General features: G+C 68.9%; 13 protein-coding genes. 10 read left to right on the forward strand and 3 right to left on the reverse strand.

The features are described from left to right. Positions 1-37: 37 nt before the first annotated feature. A complete protein-coding gene (acs, locus tag QMG72_RS14220) occupies positions 38-2,068 on the reverse strand; it encodes an acetate--CoA ligase (RefSeq protein WP_283480889.1) in 2,031 nt (676 codons plus the stop codon). Between the two features lie 410 nt (positions 2,069-2,478). Here acs and QMG72_RS14225 point away from each other — a divergent pair, with 410 nt between their 5' ends. From QMG72_RS14225 to QMG72_RS14235, 3 genes are read left to right on the forward strand one after another with little or no spacing between them, the layout of a single operon-like run. Next, positions 2,479-3,822, forward strand: coding sequence for a hypothetical protein (locus QMG72_RS14225; protein WP_282358681.1), 1,344 nt, complete (start codon positions 2,479-2,481; stop codon positions 3,820-3,822). A gap of 47 nt (positions 3,823-3,869) precedes the next feature. After that, positions 3,870-4,706, forward strand: coding sequence for an endonuclease III (nth, locus tag QMG72_RS14230; RefSeq protein ID WP_502934663.1), 837 nt, complete (start codon positions 3,870-3,872; stop codon positions 4,704-4,706). Continuing rightward, a complete protein-coding gene (locus QMG72_RS14235) occupies positions 4,703-5,401 on the forward strand; it encodes an NUDIX hydrolase (RefSeq protein ID WP_282358680.1) in 699 nt (232 codons plus the stop codon). Before nth ends, QMG72_RS14235 begins: the two co-directional genes overlap by 4 nt. Here QMG72_RS14235 and QMG72_RS14240 read toward each other — a convergent pair. Further along, positions 5,392-5,622 (reverse strand): YegP family protein, encoded by a 231-nt coding sequence (locus QMG72_RS14240; protein WP_253032009.1) that lies wholly within the window; start codon positions 5,620-5,622, stop codon positions 5,392-5,394. The two genes, QMG72_RS14235 and QMG72_RS14240, sit on opposite strands and share 10 nt — an antisense overlap. A gap of 142 nt (positions 5,623-5,764) precedes the next feature. Further along, positions 5,765-7,486, reverse strand: coding sequence for a bifunctional 3'-5' exonuclease/DNA polymerase (locus QMG72_RS14245; protein WP_282359035.1), 1,722 nt, complete (start codon positions 7,484-7,486; stop codon positions 5,765-5,767). Positions 7,487-7,603: 117 nt separating this feature from the next. Between QMG72_RS14245 and ssd the strand changes: the two genes are divergently transcribed. From ssd to QMG72_RS14280, 7 genes are all read left to right on the forward strand, one after another. Continuing rightward, on the forward strand, positions 7,604-8,722 hold the full coding sequence (gene ssd / locus QMG72_RS14250) for a septum site-determining protein Ssd (protein ID WP_282358675.1): 1,119 nt from the start codon (positions 7,604-7,606) through the stop codon (positions 8,720-8,722). A 119-nt stretch (positions 8,723-8,841) separates the two neighbouring features. After that, a complete protein-coding gene (locus QMG72_RS14255) occupies positions 8,842-10,059 on the forward strand; it encodes a TadA family conjugal transfer-associated ATPase (RefSeq protein WP_502934664.1) in 1,218 nt (405 codons plus the stop codon). Continuing rightward, positions 10,056-10,883 (forward strand): type II secretion system F family protein, encoded by an 828-nt coding sequence (locus QMG72_RS14260; RefSeq protein ID WP_396021295.1) that lies wholly within the window; start codon positions 10,056-10,058, stop codon positions 10,881-10,883. The genes QMG72_RS14255 and QMG72_RS14260 overlap by 4 nt, the downstream gene beginning before the upstream one ends. A gap of 53 nt (positions 10,884-10,936) precedes the next feature. After that, positions 10,937-11,491, forward strand: a complete 555-nt coding sequence (locus tag QMG72_RS14265; RefSeq protein ID WP_226775512.1) for a type II secretion system F family protein — start codon at positions 10,937-10,939, stop codon at positions 11,489-11,491. Between the two features lie 160 nt (positions 11,492-11,651). After that, a complete protein-coding gene (locus QMG72_RS14270; RefSeq protein ID WP_226775475.1) occupies positions 11,652-11,945 on the forward strand; it encodes a DUF4244 domain-containing protein in 294 nt (97 codons plus the stop codon). Between the two features lie 104 nt (positions 11,946-12,049). Beyond that, on the forward strand, positions 12,050-12,433 hold the full coding sequence (locus QMG72_RS14275) for a TadE family type IV pilus minor pilin (RefSeq protein ID WP_502934662.1): 384 nt from the start codon (positions 12,050-12,052) through the stop codon (positions 12,431-12,433). Further along, positions 12,430-12,843 carry an Rv3654c family TadE-like protein gene (locus tag QMG72_RS14280; protein WP_348774683.1) on the forward strand — a complete coding sequence of 138 codons (414 nt, stop codon included), beginning with the start codon at positions 12,430-12,432 and terminating at the stop codon, positions 12,841-12,843. The genes QMG72_RS14275 and QMG72_RS14280 overlap by 4 nt, the downstream gene beginning before the upstream one ends. The last annotated feature ends 38 nt before the right edge of the window (positions 12,844-12,881 follow it).

Here is a 12,881-nt window from a genome sequence, read left to right on the forward strand (position 1 = left end):
ACGTTCCGGCACCGCGCAGCCCCCGCCGGAGCCTTGCTCACTTTCTTAGTGACTGCGCGATCTGGGCCATCACGGTGTTGTCAGCCAGGGTGGTGGCGTCGCCGACTTCGCGGCCTTCCGCGACGTCCTTGAGCAGGCGGCGCATGATCTTCCCGGATCGGGTCTTGGGCAGCTCCGGCACCACCAGGATGGTCTTGGGTTTGGCAATCGGCCCGATCTCCTTGCTGACGTGGTTCCGGAGTTCCTGCACTATCGCGTCCCCGGTGTCCACGGCGTCCCCGCGCAGGATCACGAAAGCGACGACCGATTGGCCGGTGGTCTCGTCCGCTGCACCCACGACGGCGGCCTCCGCCACCGCAGGGTGGCTGACCAGCGCCGATTCGATCTCGGCGGTGGAGAGGCGGTGGCCGGAAATGTTCATCACGTCATCGACCCGGCCCAGCAGCCAGATGTCGCCGTCCTCGTCTTTCTTGGCCCCGTCGCCGGCGAAGTACATCGTCTCAAAACGCGACCAGTACGTTTCCTTGAAGCGCTCCGGGTCGCCCCAGATGCCGCGCAGCATGGCCGGCCACGGCTCGCGGATCACGAGGTAGCCGCCGGAGCCGTTGGGCACGGACTCGCCGGCCTCGTCCACGACGTCCACGGCGATGCCGGGCAGCGGGACCTGGGCGGAGCCGGGCTTGGTCGCTGTCACCCCCGGCAGCGGTGCGATCATCTGCGCGCCGGTTTCGGTCTGCCACCAGGTGTCCACGATCGGCGCCGGGTTTTCCTTGCGCTCACCGTTCTTGCCGGCGTTGGCACCGATGACCTCGCGGTACCACATCCACGCTTCGGGGTTGATGGGTTCACCGACGGAGCCCAGGACGCGGATCGAGGACAGGTCCGACTTGGCCGGGATCTCCTTGCCCCACTTCATGAAGGTCCGGATGGCGGTGGGGGCGGTGTAAAGGATGGAGACCTTGTACTTCTCCACGATCTCCCACCAGCGGCCCTGGTGCGGGGAGTCCGGGGTGCCTTCGTAGATGACCTGGGTGGCGCCGTTAATGAGCGGGGCGTAGGCGACGTAGGAGTGCCCGGTGATCCAGCCGACGTCGGCGGTGCACCAGTACACGTCGGTGTCGGGTTTGAGGTCGAAGACGGCTTTGTGGGTGTAGGCGCCCTGGGCGAGGTAGCCGCCGGTGGTGTGCAGGATGCCCTTGGGCTTGCCGGTGGTGCCAGAGGTGTAAAGGATAAACAGCGGGTGCTCGGAATCGTGCCCGACGGCGGTGTGCTCGGCGGAGGCTGTCCCGACCGTGTCGTCCCACCAGTGGTCCCGGCCCTCATGCCAATCGACGTCCTGGCCATTGCGCTTTACGACTATGACGTTTTGCACCGTGTGGCCGTTGCCGGATCCTTCGTGGGAGAGGGCTTCGTCGACGGCGGGTTTGAGGGCGCTGGGCTTGCCGCGGCGGTAGGTGCCGTCCGCAGTGACGACCAGTTTGGCTTCGGCGTCGTCAATCCTGGACCGGAGCGCCTCAGCGGAGAAGCCGCCGAACACCACCGAGTGGATGGCACCGATCCGGGCACAGGCCAACAGCGTAATGACGGCCTCGGGAATCATCGGCAGGTACACCGCGACGCGGTCACCCTTGGCGACGCCGAGGGATTCGAAGGCGTTGGCGGCCTTCTTGACCTCCTCGGTGAGCTGGGCGTACGTGTAGGTGCGGGTATCGCCGGGTTCGCCTTCGAAGTAGATCGCTACCCGGTCGCCGTGGCCGTTTTCAACGTGACGGTCCAGCGCGTTATAGGCCGCGTTGATCTCGCCGCCGACGAACCACTTGGCGAACGGCGGTGTGCTCCAGTCCAGGGCCTGGGTGAAGTCCTTGGACCAGGTCAGCAGCTCGCGGGCCTGCTTCGCCCAGAACGCGGGCCGGTCGGCGTCGGCCTCGGCGTAGTCAGCGGCGGTCACCACGGCATGCGCGGCAAATTCGGCGGAGGGGGCGAACTTACGGTTCTCCTGGGACAGGTTTTCGAAGGCATCGCCTTGCGGTACTTGCGTCGTCGTGGAGCCGGGGGTCTGCTGGGACATGGTGAACCTCATCATTCATCGATCCTTGCTGCGCGGCTCCGCCGTTCCGCCGCACTGCCGGGCCGCATACACGACGTCGGGTGGCGGCTGGTCACGGACGTGCCGCAGAGAGCTGTTCCGAAATACACCCTAACGCCTGCGCCGCTCCGGACGTGTGCCGCGTCACACGCTGAACCGTGAGCGGTGTTTGTTAAGCGCCGAATGGCGGGGAAGGCGACCGTTGGGACGGGGCTTCCGAGCCCGGTTCCGAAGCCCCGTCCGCGGCTCGTCAGCTAGTGATCGGCCGGACACTTGACTAGGCTGAGATGAAGTTGTGACATCCGATGGAGGCGACGGGACCGCTTGCGGTCCGTGCTCGGCCTGCCGTTAGGCGGCGCTGTCCAGGGCGCCGCCACGCTAAGGAGAACCGAATGAACGAGCAAACAAACAGCCAGCAAAAGCCGCCCGCCCAAGGCCAGGGCCACGGTGGCGGTGACCGCTCCGGCGGCTACGGCGAAGCACCCCGATTCACCGTGGACAAGGCAAACGGGAAAGTGGCGGGCAAGAAAAACACGGCGGTCCTCGGACCGTTCACAGTCCGTGATCTCACTGTTTTCGGCTCGACACTGGTTCTCTTTGTTGCCTCCCTGATCCCCATGTTTGCGGACCGCTACAACCTGTGGAACCTTGGCAGCCTGTTTTTCCTGGGGCTCGGAATCCTGCTGCCGGTGACTGTTGCCGCCCTGTTCGCGGCGCGCCGGCTCAGCCCGGAGTCGAAGATCCGGATCGGCTCCCTTTCGGTCGACCAGTTCGGTTCCGTGGTGGCATCTTTTGCTGTCGCGTTCTTCTTCCTCGCCGTCGCTGGCGACTACGTCCCCACCATGCTGCTGGCACTCGTGGGCGCCCTCGGGCTTTTCGTGGCCACAGTGCTGGGCCGGCTGCTTCCGGTCTTGGCCGGAGATTTCCTGGGCCGGGCAGAAGTGCCTGCCCACGTAGTGGCCCGCGAGTCAGCGGTCCCCTTCCGCAAGCCCCGGGCACCCAAGGAGCCCATGGCCCCCGGGCAAGCCACGGATGAGACGACGCCAAAAGCCAGCGGCGCCGGCGCTGTTGCCGGCTGGGCGAAGCGGATGACCTCCGGCGGGCAGTCTGCCGCCCCTGAGCCGGCCGCGGCGCCGGCCCCGGCTCAGGAGGCACCCGTGCAGTCTGCGATGAACGCCCCGCATGCCGGTTCCCCGGCAACCCAGGTCGCTGCTGTCGTGGCGGCGGCACCGTCGGCCACGGCGCAGACCCAAGCCGCCGGCGCTGTGCCCCGGGCCGCAACTTCCGCCGCCGGGGCCCAGGCCCCGGAAGCGCAAGCCGCGGACGCGCAGACCAGCGCACAGACCAGCGCGCAGACCAGCGCGCAGACCAGCGCGCCGGCCAGCGCGCCGGCCGCGGCTGAGGAAACCCGTCCCGCGGAGGTCCCCGCAGCATCCAGCGCCAGCATGCCCACCACAGTGAACCCGCAGGTGCGCCAGGCGGAGCCAATCGGAGCCACAGTCGACCCGGACAGCCGCCCCGAGGCCTACGGAGACCAGCCTGTCCATGAAGCATTCTGGTTTGCCGTTGCCCAGCCGCGTACTGCAGTGGACGAGCACAGCGGCGCAGCCGCTTTTGTGATTGAACCAGGCGGCTGGGTCCTCGCCCTGGAGGACCGGGGCGACGAATTCCTGGTCCAGCACACCGACGGCCGGGTCGGTCTGCTCCGCGACCTGAGCAACATCGAACGCGGTTAGCCAGCCCCGTGGCCACTGAGCCCAGCAACCGTTACGCCGGCGGCGTCGTGCCGGGCAACGGTGCCCACGCCAAGATCTCCACCAGCGCACGCCCGCGCGCGGCGGGGGAATCGCTGCTGGCGTTGAAGCGCCGCGCCCGGCGGATCAACAAGGCGCTGGCCGAACAGTACCCCTACGCCCACGCCGAACTCGACTTCCGCAATCCGTTTGAACTGGTCGTGGCCACGGTGCTGTCCGCTCAGACCACGGATGTCACGGTCAACCAGATCACGCCCCTGTTGTTCGCCCGTTACCCGGACGCGCGGAGCCTGGCAGAGGCGGACCCGGCCGAGCTGGAGGCCATCGTCAAACCCACCGGGTTCTTCCGTGCGAAGTCCCGGAACCTGATGGCGCTGGCCACCCGGCTCGTGGATGAGTACGACGGTGTGGTGCCCGGCCGGCTCGCGGACCTGGTGACGCTCCCCGGCGTCGGGCGGAAGACCGCGAACGTGGTGCTGGGTAACGCCTTTGGTATCCCGGGGATCACCGTGGACACGCACTTTGGCCGTCTCGCCAGGCGTTTCGGCTGGACCGAGTCCGATGACCCGGTACGGATCGAGTCCGATGTTGCGGAATTGTTCGAGCCCCGCGACTGGACGATGCTCTCGCACCGGGTCGTGTTCCACGGCCGGCGGGTGTGCCATTCCCGAAAACCGGCGTGCGGCGCCTGTGCTGCCGCGAACTGGTGTCCCAGCTATGGCATGGGGGAAACCGACCCCGAGAAAGCCCGGAAGCTGCTGAAGTACGAGCTGGCCCCTGGCCAGGAGGAGCTGCTCGCCAAGCTCCTGGCCGAGACGCACCGCGCCGCTGAAATCCGGATGGAATCCCAGAGGAAACCGCTGTGACCGCCCGCCAGGACCTGATTGATCTGGTGGCCGCTGTGGCGGCAGGGACGGCGCTGCCGCCCGATCCGCGCTGGCAGGAACTCGTTGTCGGCCCCGGCGATCGGGTACGCCGCGCGGCCGTGCTGATGCTTTTTGGCTCGCTGGACGAAGTCCCGGCCACCTCGGTCAAACTCCTGGCCCCGGCGGATCTGGATGTGCTCCTGCTGCAGCGTGCCCAGACCCTGGATGACCATCCGGGGCAGGTCGCTTTCCCCGGCGGCGGTATTGACCCCGGCGAGTCCGTCACCGCGGCCGCACTGCGGGAAGCCGAGGAAGAAACAGGACTGGATCCGGCCGGCGTCGAAGTCCTCGGCGTGATGCCCGAACTTGCCCTTCCCCGCGGTAATTTCCTGGTGACGCCGGTCTTGGGCTGGTGGGCTTCCCAGTCGCCAGTTCGGGTGGTGGACTACGGCGAGTCCGCCCAGGTATTCCGGGTTCCGGTCAGGGACCTGCTGGATCCGGACAACCGCGTGATGGCCACCGTGTCCCGGGCCGGGCAAACCTTCCAGAGTCCTGCCTTCACAGTCAACGATGTTGTGGTTTGGGGCTTCACCGGAATGATCCTCAACCAGCTCTTCGATCAGCTGGGGTGGGCGGTCCCCTGGGACAGCGACAGCCTGCTCAGCGTCGATGCGTGGAGCAGGCTTTACGGCTGAGGCAGTTCTTCCGCTTCGGTCGCCGGGCCGCGCCTGCTGGCCCGGGACCTGTCGACGATCAGCCCGGTCGCGGCGTTCTCCCGCACAGCGGTGATGCCCGCGGCGGCGCTCTTGACGGTGTTGAACAGCGGTGACACAGCGACCACCGTTCCGTCCGGGGCCGTCAGCTTGAAGAAATACTTCTTCCCGCTCGCCTCGGCGATCTCAAAAATTCCAGCCAAGGTGGCGCCTCCCCAAAAATATGCTCCATCGCACGGCCGGCGGATTGTCCGATCGGTTACCGGCCTCCTCCGAGGGTAGCCGCGTCCCCGAGTGCCCCACAACGCTACCGGCGGGTACTTTACGCAGGGTGACCCGGGCGGACTATTTGGCGTTGTCGTACGAGTCCACAACCGCGACGCTCACCGGGAATTCGACGGGTATCCGGCCGAAGAGCAGTTCCTTGGCGGTGTTCGCAGCCTCTTCGATAGCGCGGATGCAGTCGGCTACCGCGGCATCGGGGCAGTGGACCATCACCTCGTCGTGCAAAAAGAAGACCAGCTCCCCGGCGGGGCCACCGTCCGCGCGCATGGCGCGGAGCCGGCGTCGCAGTTCTGCCAGCCAGCAGGCAGCCCAGTCCGCCGCGGAGCCCTGCACGACAAAATTGCGGGTGAACCTTCCGCGTGAGCGGGCGATCGATTCGGCCCGGCGCTGCTCCTCGGCGCTGGTCGAATGCTGGCTTTGCCGCCAGCGCTCAGAGGGTGGCGGGCTGCTGCGGCCCAGACGGGAGGTGACAGTCCTGCCGGCTTCACCTTCGCGGGCGGCCTGCTCCACAAAGCCGACGGCCCGCGGATAGGTGCGGGTCAGCTGCGGCATCAGGCGCCCGGACTCACCGGTTGTGGCCCCGTAGATTGCGCCAAGCAACGCCACTTTGGCCTTGGCGCGGTCGCCGCCAAAACCCTGCGCAGCGATGCCGGCGTACAGGTCCTTGTCGCGCGCGGCCTCGGCCATCCTGGCATCCTGTGCCAGCGCCACGAGCACCCTGGGTTCAAGCTGGGAGGCATCGGCGACGATCAGTTTGCACCCGGGATCGGCATGGACGGCTCCCCGGATCTGGCGCGGAATCTGCAGCGCGCCGCCGCCGCGCGAAGCCCATCGGCCGGAGACCACCCCGCCTACGACGTACTCCGGCTGGAACCGGCCGTTCTTGACCCAGGCATCCAGCCAAGTCCAGCCGTTGGCGGCGTGCAGGCGGGAGAGTTTCTTGAACGCCAGCAGCGGCTCGATCGCCGGGTGCGTCAATTCCTGCAGTTCCCACTGCCTGGTGGTCTTTACCTCGATGCCGTTCCGGTGCAGTGCCCGCATAAGTTCCTGCGGGGAATCCGGATTGAGCGACGGGGAATTCAGCAGCAGCCGCAACTCTACGGCGAGCGACTCCAGCTTGGCCGGGCGGTGGCCCAGCGGGGGCCGGGGGCCGAGATAGTCCGCCAGGATCTGCTCGTGCAGTTCCGCACGCCACGGCACTCCGGTGTGCTGCATTTCCGCCGCGATCAAGGCGCCGGCGGACTCGGCGGCGAGCAACAGCTGGAGGCGCTGCTTGCGGTGGTCGGCGGGGCGTTCGACGCCGGTCCCGCCTACTTGGGCGAGCGCGTGCTGCTGGGCAGCGTATTCGGCGCGGAGCTCCTCGAGGCTATGGCGCGGCTTATGACGCACGCCGGGGTCATCGAACAAGGCACCTTGGTCGGCTGGCGGGGGCGGCGGCTGGAGCGCCCGCGGCAGCTCCAGCTCATCGTCCTGGGTCAACTTTTCGGCGTTCTGCGCATACCCGGTGTGGGCGGTGAACTCCGAATGCGCCAGGATCGCACCGCACAACGCGAGGTCGTAGCAACGTTCCAGTTCGACGCCGGCCGCCAGCAGAACGGGGTACCAGTCCTGTGTGCGGTGCCAGATCCAGCGTGGCCGCCGCTGTTCCAGTTCACCCACGACGCCGGCCAAGCCGGCGGCGCCGACGACCCGCGGTTCGGGTTTGTCCGGGTGCGGGGCGCCGTCCGCGGTGAGTTCCTGGAGGGCTGCGCCGTCAGCGTGGGCGGCAAGCAGCAGGTACATAGTCATAATTCTGCCCTGCCGGGCGCAGTCCCGTGTTCACTGAGCCGCAGAGCCCGGTTGTCCACATAGCAGCCGGGGCGGGTTACTGCGGCTCCGGGGGACCGGAAGAGTAGCCGCATGAGCAGGCACCAGCGATCACGTTCCGGCCGCGGGACCGAGGCCGGCGCGGCGGGGCCCGGGCGGTGGCTGCCCCGCGAGTCGTCGGAGACCGTGCTGGTCACCGGGTCCGAGATGCTGCGCGGTGAGGTGGAGCGCGTTGTGGCGGCCTCCGGCGGCCAGTTGCGGACGGTGCCGGACATCAGGGCGGCGGCACCCTTTTGGGACACGGCTGCGGTGGTGCTGTTCGGCAGCGACGTCCGGGAGTTGCCGCCGCGCGGACGGTCCCCGGCGGTGCTGGTTGGCCTCAGCGAGGATGGCGACAGCCTGTGGCAGCTCGCCGCCGCGCTCGGCGTCGAACGGGTCGCCGTGCTGCCCGATGCGGCGGCCTGGCTCGCCGAGTACCTGAGCCGGTCCCGCACCCCGGACCCGGGCGGGCTCGTCCTCGGGATCGTCGGGGGCTGTGGCGGCGGCGGCGCCAGCACGGCAGCGGTGTGGCTGGCGCATGCTGCGGCCCGGCAGGGTATCCGTGTCCTGCTCGTGGACGGCGACCCCTGGGGTGGCGGCCTGGAGCTGGCGCTCTCCGCCGAGGAAACACCGGGCCTGCGCTGGCCGGATCTGGCCGATGCCAGCGGCACGATCGATCCCGGACAGCTCGCCGATTCACTGCCCCAGGCGGGCGGATTCCACTTCCTTTCCTGGCCTGGGAACAGGGAAGGCCACAGCGGGGTGGACCAGGCCGTGGCGGCGGGCGTGCTGGACGGGGCCCGGCGCGGCTTCGAGCTCGTTGTGGTCGACGTCGGCCGGGGTGCCGAGACGCTGCGGACGTTCGCCTGGGACTGCGACCGGCTGATTGTGGTCCTGCCGGCGCTGCTGCGGGCGGCCGTGGCGACGGCCCGGCTGCTGCAGGAGCTTCCCGCAGTCGAGACGTCGCTGGTGGTGCGGGGAAAACCCGGGGCCTGCCTGGACGCGGAACTGATTGCAGAGTCCGTCGCGTTGCCCTTGGCCGGGATCATGCCGGACGTCAGAAAAGCCACGGCCGCCACGGAGCTCGGGCGGCTGCTGGACATCGGGCGGCAGCGAAACGTTCGAAGGTTTGCCGGCGCGGTCCTGGACTTCGCCACTGGAGGGGCCGGGTGAGTGCGCACTCGGCGGCCGGACCGCCGGACGTAACGGTCGGCTTTGGCGCCGCGAACTCCCGGCCCGCGGCCCGTGCCTTTGTTGATGCCCGGCTGTTGGAGTCCGTGCGTGAAACGGTAATGTCCGACGCCGGGCCGGTGACGCCGTCGCGCGTGGCGGCCGCCGTGCAGGCGAGCGGGCGACTGTTGGGGACCGCAGGTGCGCTGGCGGCGGTCGAGGGGATCAGCGCGGAACTCAATGGACTCGGGCCCCTGCAGGTGCTGGTCCGGGACCCGGCCGTGACAGATATCTTCGTCAACGGTCCGGGCTCCGTTTGGCTGGACCGAGGCGGCGGACTCGAAAGGGCGCCGGTCGCGTTCTCCAGCGAGGGACAGGTCAGGGCCCTCGCGGCGCGGCTGGTATCGGTGGGCGGGCGCCGTCTGGACGAGGGATCACCGTGCGTGGACGTCAGGCTCGACGGCGGCTTCAGGGTTCATGCCGTCCTGCCGCCGATTTCCACGACGGGGACACTGCTGAGCATCAGGATCAGGCGCGAGCAGGTCTTCTCGATGGCTGAACTGCGGCAGAACGGGATGTTCGGGTCATTGGTGCAGACCGTGCTCGAATGTATGGTGAAACGCCGCCTGAGCTTCCTGATCAGCGGCGCCACGGGCTCCGGGAAGACAACGCTCCTAGCCACCCTCCTGGGCCTGTGTCCCCCGGGCGAGCGGCTGGTCCTGATTGAGGACGCCGCAGAGCTCAACCCGCTCCACCCGCACGTCGTGTCGCTGGAGGCACGCCACGGCAACCTTGAAGGCGGCGGCGGCGTGGATTTGGGCGAGCTCGTTCGGCAGTCACTGCGGATGCGACCGGACCGCTTGGTGGTGGGGGAGTGCCGGGGAGCCGAGGTGCGTGAATTGCTGGCTGCGATGAACACCGGCCACACCGGCGGCGGAGGAACAATTCACGCGAACACCGCGGCCGGCGTTCCCGCGAGGTTGACAGCGTTGGGGGCGCTCGCCGGGATGTCCCAGGAGGCAGTGCGTCTGCAGGCAGCCAGCGCCATCGATGCCGTCATCCATCTGGAACGGCTGGGCAACGGGCGCAGCGTGTCTTGCATCGCGGTGATGGAAGACGGCCCGGCCGGCTTGGTGGTCGGCTCCGCGCTGGAGATTTTCGCCGGACGGCCCAGGCCTGGGCCGGGCTGGCCGCGGCTGTTGTTGCGCCTCGGATTGGATGCCGACGCAATCGAAACCGGCGGCTTTGACACCGGCAGCTTGGCAGGGCTGAATTCGGCGGGATCTGTCGGGACGGCCGAAAGCGTACTGGGCACCGGCACGGGCAGGGGGCCGGAGTGACAGCCGTCTTGGCTGGCGTGCTGGCCGCCGCGGTGTACCTGGCGGTTTCGGCGCGTCGAGCGCCGCGTCGACGTATTCGTGCCGCGTTGGCCGGGTCACAGGTTGCTCGCGCTGGCTCCGAAGCGGCCCCCAGCGCAGGACCCCGCTGGCGGCGCCGGTACGAGCCGACAACGCCGATGACTCTGCTCGTCCAGCAACTGGCGGCGTTGTTGAAGGGTGGACGTCCTCCCTCGCGGTTGTGGGAAGAGCTCTGGCTTCTGCTGGTGGGCGAAGCCGACGTATCCTCGGCCGGTGCCAGAACGCCGGTCCGGCCGTCCGGGCTGGCGCCAGGATCCGTGCGGATGCTGGCCGCAGCCCGCGCCGCGGCGATGCGGGGAGCTCCAGTCGGGGCAGCAATCCGCTCAGCCGTTGCGGCCACCTCCGCGGGTACCGGCGACGGGAGGACGTGGCGAGGACGTAACGGCCAGAGCGTACGCGAACGACGCGTCTGGTTTCAGCTGGCAGCGTGCCTTGACGCGGCCGAAGCCACAGGCTCCCCGCTGGCTGACGTGCTAACGCGTTTCGCCGCCCAGCTTGAAGCTGAAAACGACGCCGGTGCCGCCCGCCAGACGGCGTTGGCCGGGCCGCGCGCGACGGTGCGGTTGCTGACGTGGCTTCCGTTTCTCGGCCTTTGCTTAGGCTCGCTGCTGGGAGCGGATCCCGTCGGGGTGCTGCTGGGAACCCCGTTGGGCGCGGCGGTCCTCGCGACCGGGCTGACCCTCACCGCGGCCGGACGGATCTGGTCGGCGCGGCTGGTCCGTGCGGCTGAACGGCTGCGGCCGTGACAGTCGGCGCGCCCAGTCTTGCAGTGGTGGCATTTCTGGCCGCTGCTGCCGTTATGGTCCATGCCAACCGAAGCCTGCCCAGGCGGAGACTCCAGCGCCAGATGAAGCACGCGTCCGATGCCCGGAACCCGGGCCGCCCCCAAGACGGCACCGAAAAACCCGCGGAATCAGCCGGGCAGGGACTCGACGACGTGGCCATGATGCTGGAACTGATCGGCGCGATGCTCGAAGCGGGCGCCGGTCTCGGCCGCGCACTGGCGCTGCTGGCCGGATTGGCAACGCCGGAAATTCGTGATCCACTGCGCCCGGTCGTCGCCGCGCTCGCGATCGGCGCCGATTGGGATACGGCCTGGCGCAGTTCGGAGCTCCTGTCACCGGGACTTCTGGCCGTGCGTGATGCGCTGGGATTCGCCGCGCTCACCGGCGCCCCGTCCTCCGCCATCCTCTATGCCCAGGCCGCACGCATGCGGCGCGAACAGTTCCGAGCCGCAGAAAAACGGGCCGCCGCACTCGGGGTGAAGCTTGTTGTGCCGCTCGGGCTGTGTTCGCTGCCGGCCTTCATCTGCCTTGGCGTCATCCCGGTGCTGCTGTCGATGCTCCCAGGCTGACCCGGCGCCGGACCTCGGGGCATGCTTTAGCCTTCCTCCACTGCCCGCACCCGGTTGAGGTTTTCCACTTGGCGGGATGAGCCCCTTCCGCCTCCGCGTCCGGCCCGGAAGAGTCGAAGAACAACCGGCGGTCCCGCCGGAGCCAAGGAAAGGAAAGCTCATGTTACTTGAACACACTGCGTCCGCCGGCACCCGCAAAGCGCAGCAAATCAAGCGTGAATCGGAGGGCGCCGAGATCCACGAGATCTATCCGGGCGCCAGTATTGCTGCCCCGCGCCGGGCGCGGAGGCTGCGGAAGCTGTTCGGCTCCGAGGCGGGGATGGCAACGGCAGAATATGCGATTGCTACGCTCGCCGCCGTGGGGTTTGCCGGCATTCTCGTGTTTATTATGCGCAGTGACGAGGTGCGGGGTTTTCTGTTGAACCTCATCCGCACGGCGCTCGCCCTGCCATGAGCCGCCCGTGGCCGGCGGCGCGGATGACTCGGGCTGTGATGCCCGCACCTCCGGCCGGACACACACGCTGGACGGCGGCGGATGGCGTCACGTGCCGCGGTGCGGTGACTGCGGAATTCGCGGTGGCGCTACCCGCCGTAGTGCTCCTGCTGGCCCTCCTGCTGGCCGGTTCAGCGGCGGGTGTGACCCAACTGCGGCTGGAGGAAGCGGCCCGGGCCGGTGCCCGGGCGCTGGCCCGGGGTGAGGACGCCGCCAGCGTCGACGTGATCGTCCGCCGGCTCGCGGGCGCCTCAGCTGCGTCAGCGGTGGCGTCCGACGGCGAATGGCTCAGCGTCACGGTCTCCGGCAAGGTTCCGGGCGCCGTTGGCGCGCTGCTGCCGTGGACCCTCACGGCCCGCGCCTGGACCCGGGGTGAAACGTCCGCGCCGGGAGCTGCAGCCCAGGAGCCACGGCGGTGGATTCTTCCGCTGGAGAGTGTGGCAGTATGAACCGCGCGGACAGCCGGGGGATGCCGCCGGGCGGTCACCCGCCGGCCGTGCGGGACCCGGCGGGGGCCGGGCACAACGAGCGTGGTGCAGGCACAGTGCTGGCACTAGGACTGGGACTGCTGGTCATTCTCGCCGCCATCTCGCTCCTGTTGCTCGCACAGTCCGCAACGATGGGATCCAGGGCGGCTACTGCCGCCGATCTTGCGGCCCTCGCCGCCGCGGATACTGCCCGGGGCATTTCTCCGGGCGAACCCTGTGCCGTCGCCGCGGAAGTCGCACACCGCAATGGGGCCCGGGTCCTTAGCTGCGTGCAAGGCGGCGGGAACACGGTCCAGGTCCGCACCGAACTCGAGGTTCGTCTGCCGCTGGGAGTGGCCACCGGACTCGCCCGGGCGGGGCCACCCCCGTGAGCCGGGACCAGCCCGTGAGCCGGGGCCAGCCCCGTGAG

The organism is Pseudarthrobacter sp. PH31-O2 (assembly GCF_030063265.1).
Taxonomy (GTDB): Bacteria; Actinomycetota; Actinomycetes; order Actinomycetales; family Micrococcaceae; genus Arthrobacter.

What these genes read in the sequence shown, in the direction of transcription:
- QMG72_RS14225 (WP_282358681.1), top strand. Translation starts at nt 2,479, where the DNA reads ATGAACGAGCAAACAAACAGCCAGCAAAAGCCGCCCGCCCAAGGCCAG.
- QMG72_RS14270 (WP_226775475.1), top strand. Translation starts at nt 11,652, where the DNA reads ATGTTACTTGAACACACTGCGTCCGCCGGCACCCGCAAAGCGCAGCAA.
- QMG72_RS14280 (WP_348774683.1), top strand. Translation starts at nt 12,430, where the DNA reads ATGAACCGCGCGGACAGCCGGGGGATGCCGCCGGGCGGTCACCCGCCG.
- QMG72_RS14255 (WP_502934664.1), top strand. Translation starts at nt 8,842, where the DNA reads ATGTCCGACGCCGGGCCGGTGACGCCGTCGCGCGTGGCGGCCGCCGTG.
- QMG72_RS14265 (WP_226775512.1), top strand. Translation starts at nt 10,937, where the DNA reads ATGGTCCATGCCAACCGAAGCCTGCCCAGGCGGAGACTCCAGCGCCAG.
- ssd (WP_282358675.1), top strand. Translation starts at nt 7,604, where the DNA reads ATGAGCAGGCACCAGCGATCACGTTCCGGCCGCGGGACCGAGGCCGGC.
- acs (WP_283480889.1), bottom strand. Translation starts at nt 2,068, where the DNA reads ATGTCCCAGCAGACCCCCGGCTCCACGACGACGCAAGTACCGCAAGGC.
- QMG72_RS14245 (WP_282359035.1), bottom strand. Translation starts at nt 7,486, where the DNA reads ATGTACCTGCTGCTTGCCGCCCACGCTGACGGCGCAGCCCTCCAGGAA.